The sequence below is a fragment of the Devosia sp. MC532 genome, assembly GCF_016461625.1.
GTDB lineage: Bacteria > Pseudomonadota > Alphaproteobacteria > Rhizobiales > Devosiaceae > Devosia.
The window spans coordinates 155,204-173,478 of sequence record NZ_JAEMNZ010000004.1; the positions used below are offsets into that span (position 1 = coordinate 155,204).

Sequence of the window (18,275 nt, forward strand, 5' to 3'; positions counted from 1 at the left end):
CCCTTGCCCTCCGGCCTAGCCCTGCCTAGAACAGCCCTGACCACGGGGACTACGCATGTCGTTCAACACTTTCGGCCATCTTTTCCGTTTCACCACTTGGGGCGAAAGCCACGGACCCGCTTTGGGCGTGGTGGTCGATGGTTGCCCGCCCGGCATCACCCTGACACCGGAAATCATCCAGCGCGATCTGGACCGCCGTAAACCCGGCCAATCCAAGTTCACTACCCAGCGCCGCGAGGCCGATGAGGTGAAAATCCTCTCCGGCGTGTTCGAAGACGAACGCACCGACGGGCCGCGCACTACTGGCACCTCGATCTCCCTGATGATCGAAAACACTGATCAGCGCTCGAAAGATTATGGCGACATCCGCGACAAATATCGCCCGGGCCACGCTGACTATACCTACGACCAGAAATACGGCATTCGCGATTATCGCGGTGGTGGCCGCACGTCCGCGCGCGAAACCGCAGCGCGTGTGGCTGCTGGCGCTGTCGCTCGTCAGGTCTTGCAGGGCATTACCATCCGCGCCAGCCTCGTCCAGATCGGCCCGCACAAGATCGACTACAACAATTTCGATTGGGCACAGGTCGACCAGAACCCCTTCTTCTGCGCCGACGCTAAGGCTGCCACCTTCTGGGCTGAATATCTTGATGGTCTGCGCAAGGACGGCAATTCCGTCGGCGCCGTCATTGAAGTTGTCGCCGAAGGCGTTCCCGCCGGCTGGGGGGCCCCAATCTACGGCAAGCTCTCCGCCGACCTCGCCTCGGCCATGATGAGCATCAATGCTGTAAAAGCCGTCGAAATCGGCGACGGTTTTGATGCTGCATCCCTCACTGGCGTTGAAAACGCTGATCAAATGCGCGCGGGCGAGGGTAGGCCTTACTTCCTCTCCAACCACGCTGGCGGCATTTTGGGCGGCATTTCCAACGGCGACCCGATCGTTTGCCGCTTTGCCGTGAAACCGACGTCCTCGATCCTGACCCCACGCCAGACGGTCAACACGCAGAACGAAAACACCGACATCATCACCAAGGGCCGGCACGACCCTTGCGTTGGCATTCGCGCTGTCCCAGTGGGCGAAGCGATGATGGCGCTGGTTCTCGCTGACCATATGCTCCGCCACCGTGGCCAAACCGGCCGCGAAGGCGCTGTCGGTTTTGACCGCAATTAAGCGGGCGACAGCCTCGTTCCAAAGAGAGTGTGGCGCGCTTTAATCGCGCCGCGCTCCGCCAAATACTCGACATGGGCAGCAATGGTCATGCGTGCCGCCATACGCACTTTCGGCGGCTGCGTGGGATAGATTTGGGCCACCACTTGCCCGATTGTCCGAGCCCCACCCTCAACGGCCGCAACCACTTGGCTATTGCGCATTTCACGATGCGCTTTGAGCGCGCGGGCATAGTCCGGCCCAATTTCAATCTCGCCCCCATGTGCGGGCAGATAGCGACGATAGGGCAGGGCGATCAGCTTATCGAGCGAGCTGAAATAGTCCGCCATCGACCCATCGGGCGTCGACACCAGGGTTGAATTCCAACCCATGACATGATCGCCAGTGAGAATGGTGTCGGTGCCCGCAATGCCAAAGGCCAAATGATTGGCGCAGTGGCCCGGCGTGGTGTGCACCACGATCTCGACGTCTCCTGCCATGACAAGGTCACCGTCTTGCAGAAAGCGGTCTGGGGCGAGGGTGAAATCACCTGACGGTGCAATTGGGTTCAGTTCAAATCGCCGGAGTGGACGCGAAAGACGATGGGGTCCATTCGACCACAGCGGGGCGCTCAACCGCTGACGCCAATAGGGAGCGGCAGCGCTGTGATCGCGGTGGGTGTGGGTCAGTATAATTGCGTCTACGGAACGTCCTGCGATCGCGCGCTCCAGCGCTTGATAATGCGCCGCGTCCTCTGGTCCTGGATCGACCAAAGCCAGTCTTTCTTTGCCAATCAAGAAACTATTAGTGCCGGTAAATGTGTATGCGGAAGCGTTCGGTGCAGTAACTCTGGTAACGCTTGGGTGTACAACTATCGAACGACCGGTATCGGCGCTAAATTGGGTGTTAAAAGCTAAGGCTTGCATCGGATCACACTAGGCCGTTTATATCGATTTCTCTGTTTTTGCAGATATTCTGTGCACGCGAATGCCACCGTGAAGTGGAAGTTACGGCATGACAGCTCTAATGCCTACCGTGAAAAATGGCGTGGTTTTCAATACCTTGCTCGGGGCTGTGCTGCCGCCTGGCCAAGGCGCGCGATGGGCCTTTTCGCTAGCCGCGATTTTGGTCGGCGCTGTTCTGATCGCGCTATCAGCCAGAATGAGTGGTTTCGCGTGGCCCGTTCCGGTGACGTTACAGAGTTTCGCCGTCGCTCTTCTGGCCGCTGTGGGGGGCGCCAGAATTGGCGTTGCGACCGTCGCGGTCTATCTGCTCGCAGGCGCATTGGGCGTGCCTGTTTTCGCCGGGGGAGGATCGCTCAACTATATGAACGGGCCAACGAGCGGCTTTCTCATCGGCTTTCTGGCGCAGGCTGCCATCGTCGGTTATGTCGCTGATCGTGGTGCCACCCAGCGTCCATTTCTGCTCTTCACCGGCATGATGCTGGGCAATTTGCTGATGTTTGTCTTTGGCTTTGCATGGCTTGTCATTATGTCTGGCGCGCAATGGGTCGATCAGACCAATGTATTTGCGTCCGCTTTCAGCAAAGCCGTGCAGCCGTTCATCATTTGGGACGTGCTCAAGATGGCGCTGGCGGCCCTCTGCGCAAGCGGCGTCTGGGCGCTGTTCATTGCACCAAGCGGCGAACCAAGCCTCTAAACGATGTCGAGACTGCGTGACTTGCGCAGCACCGAAGCCGAACGCAAGACCTCGCCCAGTTGCTTAAAGTGTATCGCACTCAAGAGGCTCAGCAAGGCTACCGCACTCATCAGTGTCAGGCCAATCTCTCCGCCAGCACTACTCGCCAGCGGCACGAGAGCCGCGAGTAAGGCGATCAAAGTGGCAGCGACTAGACGCCGGCGCACGAAATTGGTGAGCCGACCAGTGCTGAGCTGACCTTCGGTTTCAATGGCGTAGACGACCCAACCGTCGATCAATTTCTTGACGACATAGATGGCATTGGGATCGACTACAGAGCGCCGAAAGAGCGGGTCGATGGCGCTGTCCACTCTCACATTACGGAGCACTGCATTATCTTCGAGGGTGACACTTTCGTAGACCACAAAGCCTTCGTGCTGCACGGGTTCGTTATGCGCCTGAATGCCGGAATATATGAACTCGACGCCTGTGCGCTCATCAATATTCGGAAAATAGTACATGACAATACCTCATCCCAATGGCGCCACCTTAGCGAGCGAAGGTTGATCAAAGTATTTTTCGGCTGACCGCATTTGCGCGCGGCACGTAAGAGAAAATTCACCATCACTATGCGCGTGCGCAGCGTCATTCTCCGTTGGCAATTCTGCGTGCGGCGACGCTGAATAAACATGTACCGATCTCATCCGCTCATGCTGCCCGTAGGCCGCCAGGCATGCCCGTGACCTACTCCGCTCGCCCAAAGTTATTGGGTCTCGCAACAGGACCCGCAAATCGAAGCGATTGATTTCCCAAGGGTTCTAGGGGAGTGAAGCCCAAGAAGCAGCTCTAACAAGTCCGCTCTTGGCGCCGAACACCCGTGTAGCTGGTCGTGGCGATAGCGGGTGGCTAAGGCTTCCGCTGCAGGCGAAACGCTACGACCCGAACTTTGCGCGTTAGAGACTTAGTATCTGGGCGCGATCAAGTCGTTGAGAACTTTTCATCACCGATTTCATGATGTTGCGAAGCACAAATAACTCGTGTAGACACCACCTCACGTTGGGGTGTCGCCAAGTGGTAAGGCACCGGTTTTTGGTACCGGCATTCCTAGGTTCGAATCCTAGCACCCCAGCCATTTCAATGGGTTTACATACAATAGCCCATTGATTTAAGGCCTTTTCCGGTTTTGACGGACGGCCACTGAGGTCCCGAATCTTAGCGTTGCGACTTAGCTGTACCACATGGTTCGAGGACCCCACCTCTACCGCCGCGGCGCGGTCTATCATTGGCAACGGCGCTTGCCGTCCCATTTCGCTCCCCACTTGAAACTTTCTATATTCCGGCTGAACCTTGGCGCCAACGACGTGGTCCAAGCGCGCGCTCCTGTGGCGCCGCTCGACGCTCGTGCGATGGAGGTGTTCATGACTATGCTGCCAGAGCTGCTAACCTGATGGCGGCCCAAGCTTTGAGGTCGATGCGGCATGGCCTTCCGCTTCATTTCGATAACGGGAAACCGCTTCTTCCGGCCCCGGCCAAGGCAACGCCCGCTCTGCTTAAAGTAAAGAGAGCAGCAGACGTCATGCTGAGTATTGCTGCACTTTTGGCGTTAAGCCCGGTGATGCTTTTCATCGCCACACTTATTAAGGCGACATCGTCAGGCCCCATACTCTTTACTCAAAATCGTGAAGGGCTAAACGGCGAGATGTTCCGGATGTACAAATTCCGGACACTCCATTGGGCAGTGTCCGATCTCAGTGGGGTCAATGCAGTCACCGCTGGTGATCCACGGCTTACACCAGTCGGGGCCGTTTTTCGTCGCACGTCAATTGACGAACTTCCCCAACTGATTAACATCATCTTGGGCGACATGAGCCTCGTGGGGCCACGCCCCCACGTGCCTGGAATGCTTGTCGGCGAAAATCGCTACGACGAGGTGGTTCCGTACTATTCCCTGCGTCACAGGATGAAGCCGGGGCTGACCGGATGGGCGCAAGTGAATGGGCTTCGCGGCGTCGTAGAGACGCGGCAATCTGCAAAGGCACGAGTAGATCACGACCTTGCCTATATCGCCAACTACTCCGTCCTGCTTGATATTGAGATCCTGTTGTGGACCATCTGGCAGGAAGTCGTTCGCCTCGGCCGAGGCCCATGAAGTCAGCCACCCGAGTGGCTCGGTCCTCGCAAATCGAGGCTGGCTAAGGCCTGTGGATTGGGCGGTTCATCGATCGATCTGACTGCACACTCGTCTTCCAAAGCTTTCATTTGGTTGATCGTCGACGAATCCAGATCGCAACTTGTAAACGTTGAAAGTTCTCATTCCATGCTCTCGGCATGGATCCGGCACTGATGTCCCGCATTTTCTGGGCGCACGATGGGAAGCGGTATAGTTCCTCTAAATCTTGCGGTCTTCATAAAACTCTTGTCGGTCATAGGGCGTGAAAAATTCTAATTTTGACGCCTGCTAGTTCCCAAGTGATTGTAAGCATAGCCGCGCTGACGCCGCCGCTTCATCACGGGATTGTCAGTGGCTACGAATGAACTTGTGTTCCCGCTGCGCTGCCTTGGCTGTGCAAAATGCTGCTAAGCCCGGCGAAATGCGGGTGTCATCTGCCTAACGAATAGTCGGAAAGCGTGGTGGGTGAATTTTTTCGCATCCCCCCCATGGGAGTCTCTTGCTGTGCTCAGCAAATGTATGCAAGTATCCCAGCGTACACGTTGTATACAGGTATCCGTGTGTGCACAAATGGAGGGAACCCCTGAGTCTCGTCACGGAATTTGTTCGACCAACAGCAGTAGCAGCGACGGTTTGTCGTCAGCGTCTATTGCCAGTTGGTCAGGGCTGGATTTTTGACCGGTGATACTTGTGGAGGTGTGTTTGGGTCAGAGGTGGAGGGAAACACTGACGACCTGCTGGACGATGCTGGGTTGCATCGCCCGGTCATGGCTAGGCAACGGGCCACGCACTCTGCGAGTTGAACCACTCGTCTCGATCCGATTTTTACATCGTATCTGTTCTGCTGCTTCCGGGCAGGGTGCTGAGCGGTGTGTTTCAATATAGAGAATGTGAGACTATCGTGAATATCAAGACCCTTCTTCTCTCTTCTGCTTTCGTTTTGGCTGCTGCGCCTGCCTTCGCCCAAGACAAAGAAATCACCATCCAGATCTGGGGCTCGACCTGGGAAAATGGCCTCAAGGCCATTTCGCAGCAGTTCGAAGCGGAAACCGGCATTAAGGTCAATGCGGTCACCCAGTCTTCGTCGGGTGAGGGTCTCGTCAAGCTGCAGGCAGAGCGCGCTAACCCGTCGGTTGACGTGTGGTTTGCAACCAACACCATCGCCAGCGAAGCGGGCCAGGACCAGGAACTCTTCGTCAAGATCCCGAAGGACAAGCTGACCAACAGTGGTGAACTGATCCAGGGTGCGATCTCTGATGATTGGGTTGGTATTTATTACTACCCAATGGGCATCGTTTATGACGCTGACGTCGTGACCGTGCCACCGACCTCTTGGGAAGATCTCTGGAAGCCAGAATATAAGAGCCAGATCATCGCACCAGCGATGTCGATCTATTCGGGCTCGTTGCTGATGGTTGCAAACCAGATCAACGGCGGCACCATCGACAATTTCGATGCTGGCTTTGAAGCTCTCAAGAACCTGAACGAGAACGTTTCGCTCTATTATTCTTCGGACTCGCAGGCTCGTCAGTCGATCGTTCAGGGTGAAGGCTCGATCCTTATCGGCCAGAGCTCGCACATGAACGCGATCGCCAAGGAAGGCCTCAACATGAAGATGGTCGCGCCAAAGCCGGCGCCGATGTACTTCGACGTTATGATGATGACCAAGGGCGACAGCCAGGACGAAGCTGCGCAGTTCGTCAACTACATCATCTCTAAGGGTGCCCAGGAAGAAATGCTGGCTCGCGTCAACATGGCGCCTGTGAACAAGAATGTTGCCCTTCCTGAAGAGCTCGCAGCAGCCCTCCCAGCTGATGGCGACGGCTTTGTTATGGACGGCCGCCTCGTCAACGAAAACGTCAGCGACTGGACTGTGCGCTTTGACGAAATCGCCCGCTAATCCCTAAAGACATTTAGGTGTTGCGATAGATCAGGTGGTTCGCCACCTGATCTTTTTTATATCCCCCGTTTAGCTGCTGCCTCATGCAAAACGCTTCTCTGCTCGCCGACCTTCTTACTCGCCCCCTTCCGGAAATCGCTGCGGCCCTCGCCAAGGGAAAGGTGTCATCTGTTGATCTCACGCGGGCCTATTTAGAGCGCATTAAGGTGCTCGATACCCAATATGCGGCCTATATCTGTGTAACGGGAGACGTGGCGCTCAAACAGGCAGCCGCATGCGATGCAGCCTATCGGGAAGGACGCATTCTCGGCGCGCTGCACGGCGTGCCAATCGCGGTCAAGGATCTGTGTGAGACGGACTTCGCTCCGACTTCAAATGGCATGGCCATTCACCGCAATCGGCAAACGCACCGCAATGCGGCAGTTGTCTCCCAGCTTTTGCAAGCAGGCGCAGTGCTTCTGGGTAAGCTCGCTATGGCCGAGGGTGCGTGCTCGACGCATCACCCGCTTATGCCTGTGCCGAAGAACCCTTGGGGTGAACATTTTCGAGTTGGCTCATCCTCCTCTGGTTCCGGCGTGGCCGTTGCAGCAGCGCTTGCGGCGGGTGCAGTCGGCAGTGATACCGGTGGTTCCATCCGCTTCCCATCGGCCTATTGCGGCCTCACCGGTTTAAAGCCGAGCCGGGGTTTGGTTAGCGTTGAAGGCGTTTGCGCCATGGCGCCGAGCCTTGACCATGTCGGCCCCATGGCGACGACAGCCGAGGGCTGCGCTCTGATGCTCAAGGCAATGGTTGGGTGTAGCGACGAGGTTCCGGCGGCCAGCCTCGAAGGTTTGCGTTTGGGCTATAGCGCAGAGCTTCTGGATGGCTGTCTGGACGCTGAGGTTACCTCTGCCTATCGCCGCATGCTGGATGCTGCGTCGATGGCCGGTATGGTGCTGGTTTCATGCAAATTGCCGGACACGCCTGACATTTATGAAGTGTGGTCGCGCCTCTGCGCTAGGGAAGTGGCGCTAGGTCATGCCGAGACTTACCCGTCCAAGCGAGATGAGTATGGCTCCGCTCTCGCTGCTTTGGCTGGGCAGGGCGCTGCTGTCACGAGCGAACAACATGAGTGCGATAAGACGCGTCAGGTGGAAATTTCGGTGACTTGGCAAGCATTCATGGGCGAGATGGATTGTCTGGCTTTGCCAATCCATGCGGCCGTCGCGCCGGTGCTGGACAATCCCCTAGGCGCGCCAAATGCGGGTGTTGATAATCCGCTTCGGTTCACGGCTCCCGCCAATGTGTCGGGCCTGCCTGCACTCGCTTTGCCGGTGCAGGTCGATCGACGTGGGTGTCCGATCGGCCTCCAGTTGATGGGGCCGATGCATAGCGATTTCGCGCTTTTGAATATCGGTGCCGAGCTTCAGCGCGGCGTGCTGCCGGCGCTTTTGAGCTGATCGTTCTAATGCTTGATTCTTGGGTCAAATTCGCGCCGATCACCATGTTTCGCCAGTCGGAGCATAATTTTCCACGCTGCATCCGGCTGGGAGGAACGCATGCGGGGCCAGCACAGCGCGCGTCTGTGCGCCAAAGTCCTTGGAATTTCGGTGAAATTTGAACGTCTGCTTGAACATATCTCGCGGGTCGAGCGGCTTTAAGGGCAGTGCCCGGCCATGTCGAAGCCCTTCTGTCCACTCTTGCAACGCGCTGTTTTGTATGCTTGTATCCATGTATACAGGAAGGGAATGACGATGGGTGTCGCTACTGAATTCCGCGAAATTTTTGCGGCTAGACTCGATACGATGCTGGCGGACATCGCCGAGCTCGTTGGTGTTGAAGCTGGGTCCTACGACGTAGAAGGCGTAACGCGCACGTCGCAGTGGATCGGCGAACGCCTCAAGAGTCAGGGTTTTGAGCTGAACTATGAGCAGGTCCCGGAACGCGGTGATCGCTTGTGGGCAGTTCGCAAGGGCACTGGTCAGGGTCGCTTGATGATCCTTGGTCACGCCGACACAGTTTGGCCGCGTGGCACGCTTGAATCTTGGCCATTTGCCATCAAGGGCGATCTGGCTGAGGGGCCAGGCGTAGGTGATATGCGTGGTGGCCTCGTTCTGGCACTCAACGCTATCGATGTGGCGACCACTGCCGGTTTCGCAGATTTTGCTGAGATCAAGTTCCTCGTCGTCAGCGACGAAGAGCTGGGTAGCCCGCTTTCGCGTGGCTGGATTGAAGAGCATGCACAGCGGGCTGATTGGGTTCTTACCCTTGAGCCAGGCCGTCCGGGTGGCGGTTACTTCACCTCGCGCGGTGCCGTTGGTGCGTTCTATGTTGAAGCCAAGGGGCAGACCGCTCACGCTGCAGCGAACTACCTCAAGGGTGCATCGGCAATCCGTCCGCTGGCTCAGCTGGTGCCGCAGATTGAAGCGCTGACCAATCTCGAAAATGGCACCATCGTCAACGTTGGTATCTTCCAGGGTGGTGATGCGCGTCAGGTTATTCCAGGCCACGCTAAGCTGCACGTTGATATGCGTGCGCGCACTCCAGAAGCTGCACAGGCGCTTCAGGCAGAAGTTGAGCGTCTCGTTGCCTCTGTGGCAACCGATCGTGTTTCGGTTGAACTCAAGGGTGGTTGGACACGTCCTGCATGGGCGCGTTCGGCAGAGTCCGCTGCGCTTTACCAAATCGTTGAAGCCGCGTCCCGCGAGATCGATGCGCCTTGCTTTGAGCTGACCAATATCTCGGGCGGTTCGGATGCGAGCTTCTGTGGTGCACTTGGCGTGCCAACCATCGATGGCATGGGTCCAATCTGCAACGATATCTGCTCGCGCGACGAAACAATCGTGGTGAGCGCAATTGCTGGCCGCGGTGCCGTCTTTGCTACGCTCATCTCTGAGTTGTGGAAGAACGGGCAGGGAGCAGTTAAAGGGTAAGTTCGAGCCACAAGCTCGAATGCCCCCTGTCGCGTGATGGTGGTGGCGGTTAGACAGCATCATAGCGAAGATACGGGGGTATATTGCATGACTGTGGATGCACTTGACGAGCTGGTGGGACGCCGGCTGTCGGCGGTGAGTTCAGCCGATGTGGTCTATGAACTCTTGCGGTCGCTGATCCTGGACGGGCGTTTGGAGCCCGGCCAGCGTCTCCGCGAGGTGGAAATGGCGCAGCGGCTCGGTGTGAGCCGTACCCCGCTGCGCGAAGCCTTCACGCGACTTCTCGGTAATCGTCTGCTGGAGCGGACATCATCCGGGGTGGTCGTGGCCAATGTCAAAACGGCACTTGAAGGTATTCGGGCAATCCGCATTGCCTTGGAGGGATACGCAACGCGACTTGCAGTCCCTCTGTTGGGTGAAAGCGATTTTGCGTTTCTTGAGGCGTCTATCGAACTGGCCGTGGCCTTGCCTGAAGAAGCGAGAACCGAACGCGTGCGTAACAACACTGCGTTCCATCGGAGGATTTACGATGCGTGCGGCGTTGCTGAATTGCAGAACGCCATTGAAAATTACGCCGGGTTTTTCATGAGCGAAACCAATATCGCGGCTTTGAGCCGTGAGAACACACTTGGGGCAATCGACGAGCACAGGCAATTGCTCGCGGCCATCCGAGTGCGGGACGCTGATGAAGCTGAGAAAGTGATGCGCGCGCATTTGATGCGCGGTTTCGTCATGCCTCTCGGACCTCAATAAACGACGACTGATTTATCCCGACAGCATATCTGGTGCTGTCGTCGGCGGTGAAAACTGCCGGATAAGATAAGGGTCGTGTCTGAGGCCTCGCCCGGCAAGTACTCACAGCAGGCGGCTTTGCCGCCGCCGCCGCATCGCTGAATAGGAATTGACCAAAGCGGTCTCACCCATAGTGAGACCGGTCAATTCTGGATCTTCCGACAAAATCGCATCCGCTCTGCCTCTCGTGAGGCGAAATGAACTCTGTGCTCGGGCGCCGCAATCGCCCGGACGCACCCCCCTACACTTCTGACGGAACCGGCGGCTATGGAAACTCTAAAAAGCAGTACCTTGCAACTGAGGCAGTTGACCAAGCGGTACAGCAACTTTGAAGCGGTGCGTAACCTCGATCTCAACGTGCCCAGTGGCTCGCTGCTTACCCTTCTGGGCCCTTCGGGCTGCGGCAAGAGCACCGTGCTTCGCATGGTTGCGGGCTTCTTAAATGTAACGTCGGGCGAAATCCTCGTCGACGGTCAGGACATCAGTCGCGTTGAGCCGAACTTCCGCGACATCGGCATGGTCTTCCAGAACTATGCCCTGTTCCCGCATATGACCGTCGAGTCCAATATCGCCTTTGGCCTCAAGATGCGTGGCGTATCCAAAGACGAGCAGGCCGTTCGCGTTCGTGACGTGCTCGAAATGGTTCAGCTCACCCATCTCGCCGACCGCTATCCGAGCCAGCTTTCTGGTGGCCAGCAGCAGCGCGTCGCGCTGGCGCGCGCCGTCGTCATCAAGCCAAAGCTGCTGCTGCTCGATGAGCCGCTGGGTGCGCTCGACCGCCACCTGCGTGAAGGCCTGCAGGCCGAATTGCGCGATCTGCAGCGCAAGCTGGGCATCACCTCGATCCTCGTGACCCACGATCAGGACGAAGCGCTCTATCTGTCCGATTACATCGCTGTCATGAACGGCGGCTGCATCGAACAGCTCGATACCCCAATCGCGCTCTATGACCGTCCTCAGACCGAATTTGTTGCGCGCTTCCTCGGCGTGCCAAACATCTTCCCAAGTAAGGTCGTCTCGAAGTCAGAGGGTGAAGTGGTCATCGAGCTTGGCGGCCAGAAGGTTGTCGTTCCAACCACTGAAGCCAAGCCAGTCGGCTCTGATTGCAAGATCTCGATCCGTCCATCGCACATCGAACTCGTGGCACAGGACGATGCGCGTATGGGCCTCGTGTCCGTCATCAACTCGGCTCATGAGCTTGGCGAACGCATCGTTTATCACTGCGAAGTCGGTGGTCATAAGATCGAAGCCAACGCGCCTCGCACAAGCAATTCTGCACGCTTTGCTGTCGGCCAGGCCGTAAAGCTCCTGCTCGACCCAGCCCACACCATTTTGCTGAGGGACTGATGGAAAGCAAAAACGACCGCAGCAAATACCTGATTTCCCCTGCGCTGGTGATTGGTCTCTTCATCGTCGCAGCTTACGGCTATTTCGCTCTGAGCAGCCTTTTCCTCAAGGGGCCTCCTGGCACCCAGTTCGCTGGTGCCATTACGCTTGAAAATTACTGGCGCGTGCTGTCGTCTGGGTCGAACCAGGCTGTCTTGCTCACCACGCTCTGGGCGTCTTTCGTTATTTCGCTCATCACAGTCGCTGTGGCCGTTCCTATGGCTATGGTCATCGTGCGGGCGAAGCGAGAGTGGGTCGGTACTTTGATTATGCTGGCCATCGCCGTGACCTTCCTGTCCGGCGGTGTCACTCGCGCCTATTCATGGCTCATTCTCCTTGGCAACAAGGGGCTGATCAATCTTGGTCTGACGAGCCTCGGCATAATCGATGCACCGATCCGCTTCCTTTATAATTGGACCGGCGTTGGCATCTCGATTGCCCACTATCTGCTGCCGTTTGCGGTGTTCACCCTGATCGGTGCCGTACGCAATCTCAACACGTCGGTCGAAGAAGCAGCGCGAAGCCTCGGGGCCAACCGTATCGTTACCTTCTGGCGCATCACCATGCCAATGCTGTTGCCTGGCCTGATGGTGACACTGGTTCTGGCCTATTCGATCGCACTCGCCTCCTTCCTGTTCCCGATGGTTCTCGGTGGCGGCAAGGTTCGCATGATCGCTAACCAGATCTACGACCGCATGTTTGTCGAATACGACATTCCCTACGCAGCTGCGACCGCAGTGATCTTCCTTGTTGGTGCTTTTGCATCGATCTGGCTGATGACCTTTGTGTCCAAGAAAATTGAGAAGGCGGTATCCTAATGTTTAGGCGTGATCTCGAAGGCAAGTACGGCATCGTCGTCACCTTGCTGGCGATTGTTTCGACCGCTTTCCTGCTGCTGCCCGTAGTGTTCGTTGTGCTGCATTCGTTCAGCGCCACCCGCTATTTCCAGTGGCCGCCTCAGGGCTTCTCTCTGGAATGGCACTACAATTTCTATAACTCGCCCATGTTCATGGGCGCAGCGAAGAACTCGTTCTTGATGGCGCTCATCGTCACCCCGTTGAGCTTGGTTATCGGCATCCCGGCCAGCTATGCGCTGGTCCGTACCGAGTTTAAGGGCAAGGCTTTGATCCAGCAGATCATCCTTTCCCCGCTGATCATCCCGGGCGTGGTGACAGGCGTGTCCTTGCTGTCGCTGCTCTCGGCTGCTGGCTACAAAATCGGCTTGTTCGGTCTTTGCCTGGGCATGCTTGTGCTGGCTCTGCCATTCTCCATCCGCGCCCTGTCGGCAAACTTGCTCGGTCTTGATCCGCGCATCGAAGAAGCAGCGCGAAACTTGGGCGCTGGTCCGATCCGCACCTTCTTCTCGATCGTACTGCCCCAGCTCAAGTCCGGCATTCTGGCAGCCTCGGTTTTCGTTTTCGTGGAAGCGCTCGATAACTTCTCGATCGCCGTGTTCCTTTCAAACGACAACACCAAGGTCCTCCCGGTCGCAGCCTACCAGTACATCAAGGACTTCGATGATCCGACCGTCGCGGCAATGGCAACTGCCTTGGTCGTCATGTCGGTTGTCATTGTGGCCATCCTCGAAAAAGCCATGGGCTTCCAGAAGAGCCTGCGCCTCTAACGGCGCAGCACTCTCCTCGAAACGAAATCTAATTTGCGGCCCTCAGGGCCAGTATACGGTGAATTGAAATGACTGAAATCGTCCGCATCGAGCGCCTAAAGCGCACCTCCATGGTCTCCATCCACAACGGCATCGCCTATGTCGCTGGCATGTGCGGCAACAAGGGTGACAGCATCGAAGACCAGACCCGCCTCTGCCTGCAGAAGGTCGACAAGTGGCTGGCCGAAGCTGGCACCGACAAGTCCAAGATACTGCGCGCAGAAGTCTGGATCTCCGACCAGAAGCATTTCGACGCGATGAATATCGCTTGGGAAGAATGGGTCGACCCAGAGAACCAGCCTTCGCGCGCTGCAGGCGTCTGCCCGCCCGCTGCTGAAGGCTACGATGTTGAAGTCATCGTAACCGCTGCGATCTAAGGGGTCTTTCCCAAATGCAAGTAAACGACAGCAGCAAGCTGACGGTTGCGGTTATCGGCGGCGGCGTGGTGGGTCTCTCCACCGCGCTGTGGCTCCTGCGCAAGGGCTGTGACGTCACCGTCATCGACCCAACGCCACCGCTTCCGGGTGTGTCTTTCCGCAATGCAGCCTCGTTCGGCAATGCGTCGACCGTGGCACCATCGGGCATTTTTCCATCGGCTTCGCCGGGCATTCTGCGTGATGTCCCGAGCATGCTGCTGCGTCATGATGGTCCGCTGACCCTATATTGGCGCGACCTTCTCGATCTTGCGCCTTGGCTGACAGCCTTCCTCTCGGCCTCGCTGCGGAGCCGTCAGGATGGCATCATCAGCGCTCTGAGCTCGCTGATGCGCGTGCTTGAAGATGGCAATGCCCCGCTCATGGATGAAGTGGGCAATGTCCGCTTCGTTAAGGGCAAGGGTTCAATCCACCTCTACCGCTCTGAAGCAGAAGCGGCGCGTGCCAAGAAGTCGAACGAACGCCGTCGCGCTGAAGGTGTTGAAGCGACTTATCTGACCCGCGACGACATCGCAGGCATGGAGCCAAACTTGGCGCCGGGCTATGTCGGGGGCACCATTTTCCCGGGCTGCTACATTATCGACAGCCCAGAAGAATATTGCCGCGGTCTGGCGCAGAACGTCATCAAGCGTGGTGGTCGTTTTGTTCAGGCCAAGGCTGGCAACATCACCAGCACCGCTGATGGCGTCCGCGTCGAGGCCGGCTCTGAAACCGTCGTGGCGCAGCGCCTCGTGGTTTCCGCTGGTGCATGGTCCCGTGCCATCTCCAAGACAGTCGGCGATCGTCTCAATATGAATACCGAGCGCGGTTATCATGTTGCCTTCAACAACACCGAAGGGCTGATCAACCATCCGCTGATGTATCTCTCGGATGCCTTCTTCCTCACGCCTCTGTCTCATCAGATCCGCGCCGCCGGTACTGTGGATCTGGGCGGTCTGGATAAGAAGCCAAACCCATCGCGCCTCAAAGTGCTGGAAGACAAAGCGCGTAAAATGGTGCCCGCCCTCGGCGAGCGTCAGGACACGTGGATGGGCTTCCGCCCGTCGACCCCAGACAGCATGCCCTTCATTGGTCCATCCAAGAAGGACCCGCGCATTGTCTACGCCTGCGGCCACGGCCACCTCGGTCTGACGCTCGGCGGCATCACCGGCAAGCTCGTTTCCGAAGTCCTGATGGGTGAAAAGACCAGCGTGGATATCACGCCGTTCTCCCCATCGCGTGCATTGTTCAGGCTCAGCTAATGACCTTCTCTATCGCACTTCGTTGCCCACAAACCGGTCACTTCGGCATTGCTGGCACCACTTCGTCGATGGCCATGGGCGCGCGCTGCCTGTTCGTCAATCACGACGCAGGTGCCGTTATCACCCAGCACCGCACCGATCCGCGTTTGGGCATCATGGCCCTTCGCTATCTGCGTGCAGGCCTCTCCGCTCAAGAAGCTCTCGACGCTGTTGCCACAGCACCAGGCATTGAGTGGCGTGAGCTGGCGATTGTTGATCGCAATGGCAATACCGCAGCGCGTCAGGGCAGCCATCAGGAACCAATCCATGCCAAGGCTTTCGGTCCGGGCATGGTCGCGGTCGGCAATATCCTGCGCAACGACACCGTTACTGCAGCCATGATCGCGGCGGCGGAAGCGGCCAGCGATAAGCCGATTGCTGAGCGTCTGCTCGCCGCTCTCGACGCTGGCCTTGCCGCTGGCGGCGAAGTCTTCCCACTCGGTTCGGCGGCGCTCCGCGTCTCTGAACATGATGACTTCTGCGTGGTTGATCTGCGCGTTGATAAATCGGCCGAGCCTTTGACCGATCTGCGCCGCCTCTGGGACGCTTATGCGCCCCAACAGGCTAATTTCGTCGAACGTGTGCTCAACCCCGATATCGGTGGTCGCGCCACAAACTCATTGGACATTCTGGCTAAGGAAGGGGCGCAGGCATGAAAGTAGCTGCAATCCAAACAGTCATGGGCCTGTCTCCTGAGGAGACAGTTCCGGCAGCAGAAGCAGCGATGGAAGCGGCAATGCAGGCAGCTGAAAAGCCTGATTTCCTCGTCCTGCCTGAGTATTTCAGCTATTACGGCCTCGATCAAAAGAGTGCTGTGGCGCTGGCTCAGCCGCTCGCAGAAACTCCCGCTTATCGCATGGCTCAGGCCTTTGCGAAGCGCCACAAAGTGTCGGTTCAGGCTGGCACCATTCTGGCCAAGGTCGAAGGCGAAGAGCGCGTCGAGAACGTCACCGTGGTCTTTGGCCGCGACGGTGAAGTGCTGGCGGAATACCGCAAGATCCACCTCTTTGACATTGACGATCTCGGCAATGGTCCTTTCCGCGAGTCCGACTACATCAAGCCCGGCAATGACATTGTCACTTGGGAATTTGATGGCGTCACCTTCGGTACGGCCATCTGCTTTGACGGCCGCTTCCCCGAGCTGTTCCGTGCTCTGCGCCTCAAGGGCGCTCAGATCATCACGCTTCCAGCCGCTTACACCATGATCACCGGTGAAGCGCATTGGGAACTCTTCGCCCGCGCCCGTGCGGTTGAGACCCAGTGCCATCTCATCGCCTGCGGTCTCGGTGGTTCGGTTGTCGTCGATGGCGAAACCAAGAGCTCTTACGGCCACTCGGTCATCGTTGACGCTTGGGGCACTGTGCTCAAGCGTGCGGGTCACGGCCCGGAAACGCTGACTGCCACCCTCGACATGGAACAGGTGGAAAAGCTGCGAAAAGGCATCCCGGTGATCCGTCAGCGTCGTCTCGTCGGCGAAACGGTTACCCCCGCCAACTAAGCGGTCGACAGCCACTCACAATCATTGCGCCACCGAGCCCCACGGCTCGGTGCATGGGAGAGCTTTTGCGTCTGCTTCTCCCGAAGCCTGAAACAATTGGGGCTAGTGCCCAGCAAAAAAGGTCTTGAGATACAATGGAAAAGGTAAACACGATCGTCGTCGGCGGCGGCCAGGCTGGCATTTCGATGAGCGAGCACCTGACCAATCTTGGCATTAGCCACGTGGTTCTGGAAAAGGGCCGCGTCGCTGAAAGCTGGCGCACTGCTCGCTGGGACTCGCTGCGCGCAAACGGCCCGGCTTGGCATGACCGTCTGCCGAGCAGCAAGATCGAGAGCGTTCCACAGGACGTCTTCACCCCCAAGGACAAGCTCGTTGAATACCTCGTCGAGCATGCAGAGCGGAACAACGCGCCGATCCGCACTGGCGTTTCGGTGATCTCGGTCACCAAGCTCCACAAGAAGCAGGGCTACCACGTCGTCACCTCCGATGGTGAATACGAAGCCATCAACGTTGTTGCCGCAACTGGCGCTTTCCAGACCCCAGTCTATCCAAAGATGGTGCCAGAAGACGCGCCAGTCATGCAGATCCACTCGGTCAACTACCGCAACCCAGACCAGCTGCCAGAAGGCGCAGTGCTGGTGGTTGGCGCGGGCGCGTCGGGTGGTCAGATCGCTGAAGAACTCGTTGCCGCGGGCCGCAAGGTTTACCACTCCATCGGTCGCCACATCCGTCCGCCACGCTTCTACCGTGATCGTGAAGGCGCATACTGGACTGGCGTTCTTGGCCGTTGGGACACCGTCAATCGCGATGTGAAGCGCAACATTGCGCTCGCCATCTCGGGCGTCCACACCAAGATGCCAATCGACTACCGCCTGCTCGCCTCCAAGGGCGCAGTGCTCGTCGGTCGTACCGCCAGCTACGAAAACGGTAAGCTGACCTTCTCCAACGATCTCGCTGACAACATCGAGTTCGGCAACAACAGCTACCTCGATACCCTGAACGTCATCGACGCTTACATCGAGAACAATGGTCTCGATCTTCCAGAATATCCGGAAGCCCGTAACCTGCTGCCGACCACGGAATATGAAACCAACCCAATCCTTGAGCTCGATCTGGCAGAAGCCGGCATCACCTCGATCATCTGGGCGTCGGGCTTCAAGCGTGACTACAGCTGGCTCCAGGTTGATACCTTTGAAGAAGACGGCACGCCAATCCACGACATGGGTGTTGGCAAGCAGCCAGGCATCTACTTCCTCGGCCTGCCGTTCCAGACCCGTCGCCGTTCGAGCTTCCTCTTCGGCGTTTGGTACGATGCCAAGTATGTCGGTGACTACATCGCCATGATGCAGAAGTACCACGACAAGTATAACGTCTAAGACTTCGGAACATTCTCATCCCGGCGCCACATGGTGCCGGGATGTTTTTTGTGGGGGGGGGCGCGTCGGCAGCGGGTCG

17 protein-coding genes and 1 tRNA gene are annotated in these 18,275 nt (G+C 57.6%); 16 read left to right on the plus strand and 2 right to left on the minus strand.

Going from position 1 to position 18,275, the window contains the following annotated elements; translation table 11 throughout:
- The first annotated feature begins 55 nt into the window (after positions 1-55).
- A complete protein-coding gene (aroC, locus tag JHC09_RS06965) occupies positions 56-1,171 on the plus strand; it encodes a chorismate synthase (protein ID WP_199531340.1) in 1,116 nt (371 codons plus the stop codon).
- On the opposite strand, the gene JHC09_RS06970 is transcribed toward aroC, so the two are convergent.
- Positions 1,168-2,073, minus strand: coding sequence for an MBL fold metallo-hydrolase (locus tag JHC09_RS06970; RefSeq protein WP_282567667.1), 906 nt, complete (start codon positions 2,071-2,073; stop codon positions 1,168-1,170). The two genes, aroC and JHC09_RS06970, sit on opposite strands and share 4 nt — an antisense overlap.
- A 100-nt stretch (positions 2,074-2,173) precedes the next feature.
- Here JHC09_RS06970 and JHC09_RS06975 point away from each other — a divergent pair, with 100 nt between their 5' ends.
- Positions 2,174-2,806, plus strand: a complete 633-nt coding sequence (locus JHC09_RS06975; RefSeq protein ID WP_199531342.1) for a biotin transporter BioY — start codon at positions 2,174-2,176, stop codon at positions 2,804-2,806.
- On the opposite strand, the gene JHC09_RS06980 is transcribed toward JHC09_RS06975, so the two are convergent.
- Positions 2,803-3,306, minus strand: coding sequence for a hypothetical protein (locus JHC09_RS06980; RefSeq protein ID WP_169196926.1), 504 nt, complete (start codon positions 3,304-3,306; stop codon positions 2,803-2,805). The genes JHC09_RS06975 and JHC09_RS06980 overlap by 4 nt on opposite strands.
- A gap of 536 nt (positions 3,307-3,842) precedes the next feature.
- Between JHC09_RS06980 and JHC09_RS06985 the strand changes: the two genes are divergently transcribed.
- From JHC09_RS06985 to JHC09_RS07050, 14 genes are all read left to right on the plus strand, one after another.
- Positions 3,843-3,917: transfer RNA gene (locus JHC09_RS06985), tRNA-Gln, on the plus strand.
- A 339-nt stretch (positions 3,918-4,256) separates the two neighbouring features.
- Positions 4,257-4,934, plus strand: coding sequence for a sugar transferase (locus tag JHC09_RS06990; RefSeq protein ID WP_199531453.1), 678 nt, complete (start codon positions 4,257-4,259; stop codon positions 4,932-4,934).
- A 922-nt stretch (positions 4,935-5,856) separates the two neighbouring features.
- Positions 5,857-6,855 carry an extracellular solute-binding protein gene (locus JHC09_RS06995; protein WP_169194535.1) on the plus strand — a complete coding sequence of 333 codons (999 nt, stop codon included), beginning with the start codon at positions 5,857-5,859 and terminating at the stop codon, positions 6,853-6,855.
- 83 nt (positions 6,856-6,938) lie between these two features.
- On the plus strand, positions 6,939-8,294 hold the full coding sequence (locus JHC09_RS07000) for an amidase (protein WP_199531343.1): 1,356 nt from the start codon (positions 6,939-6,941) through the stop codon (positions 8,292-8,294).
- Positions 8,295-8,582: 288 nt separating this feature from the next.
- A complete protein-coding gene (locus tag JHC09_RS07005) occupies positions 8,583-9,767 on the plus strand; it encodes a M20/M25/M40 family metallo-hydrolase (protein ID WP_210338118.1) in 1,185 nt (394 codons plus the stop codon).
- Between the two features lie 87 nt (positions 9,768-9,854).
- Entirely contained in the window at positions 9,855-10,520 is a 666-nt protein-coding gene (locus tag JHC09_RS07010; protein WP_169194538.1) for a GntR family transcriptional regulator, read from the plus strand.
- A gap of 306 nt (positions 10,521-10,826) precedes the next feature.
- On the plus strand, positions 10,827-11,906 hold the full coding sequence (locus JHC09_RS07015; protein ID WP_199531345.1) for an ABC transporter ATP-binding protein: 1,080 nt from the start codon (positions 10,827-10,829) through the stop codon (positions 11,904-11,906).
- A complete protein-coding gene (locus JHC09_RS07020; protein WP_169194540.1) occupies positions 11,906-12,763 on the plus strand; it encodes an ABC transporter permease in 858 nt (285 codons plus the stop codon). Before JHC09_RS07015 ends, JHC09_RS07020 begins: the two co-directional genes overlap by 1 nt.
- Positions 12,763-13,569, plus strand: coding sequence for an ABC transporter permease (locus tag JHC09_RS07025; protein ID WP_169194541.1), 807 nt, complete (start codon positions 12,763-12,765; stop codon positions 13,567-13,569). Before JHC09_RS07020 ends, JHC09_RS07025 begins: the two co-directional genes overlap by 1 nt.
- Before the next feature lie 68 nt (positions 13,570-13,637).
- Complete coding sequence (locus JHC09_RS07030; RefSeq protein WP_199531346.1) at positions 13,638-13,985, plus strand: RidA family protein; 348 nt, start codon at positions 13,638-13,640, stop codon at positions 13,983-13,985.
- A gap of 14 nt (positions 13,986-13,999) precedes the next feature.
- Positions 14,000-15,283 (plus strand): FAD-binding oxidoreductase, encoded by a 1,284-nt coding sequence (locus tag JHC09_RS07035; RefSeq protein WP_199531347.1) that lies wholly within the window; start codon positions 14,000-14,002, stop codon positions 15,281-15,283.
- Positions 15,283-15,978: a DUF1028 domain-containing protein gene (locus JHC09_RS07040; protein ID WP_199531348.1), complete on the plus strand. Its 696-nt coding sequence runs from the start codon at positions 15,283-15,285 to the stop codon at positions 15,976-15,978. Before JHC09_RS07035 ends, JHC09_RS07040 begins: the two co-directional genes overlap by 1 nt.
- Positions 15,975-16,820 carry a nitrilase-related carbon-nitrogen hydrolase gene (locus JHC09_RS07045; protein WP_199531349.1) on the plus strand — a complete coding sequence of 282 codons (846 nt, stop codon included), beginning with the start codon at positions 15,975-15,977 and terminating at the stop codon, positions 16,818-16,820. The genes JHC09_RS07040 and JHC09_RS07045 overlap by 4 nt, the downstream gene beginning before the upstream one ends.
- Positions 16,821-16,954: 134 nt before the next feature.
- A complete protein-coding gene (locus JHC09_RS07050; protein ID WP_169194546.1) occupies positions 16,955-18,196 on the plus strand; it encodes an NAD(P)/FAD-dependent oxidoreductase in 1,242 nt (413 codons plus the stop codon).
- Positions 18,197-18,275 lie beyond the last annotated feature (79 nt).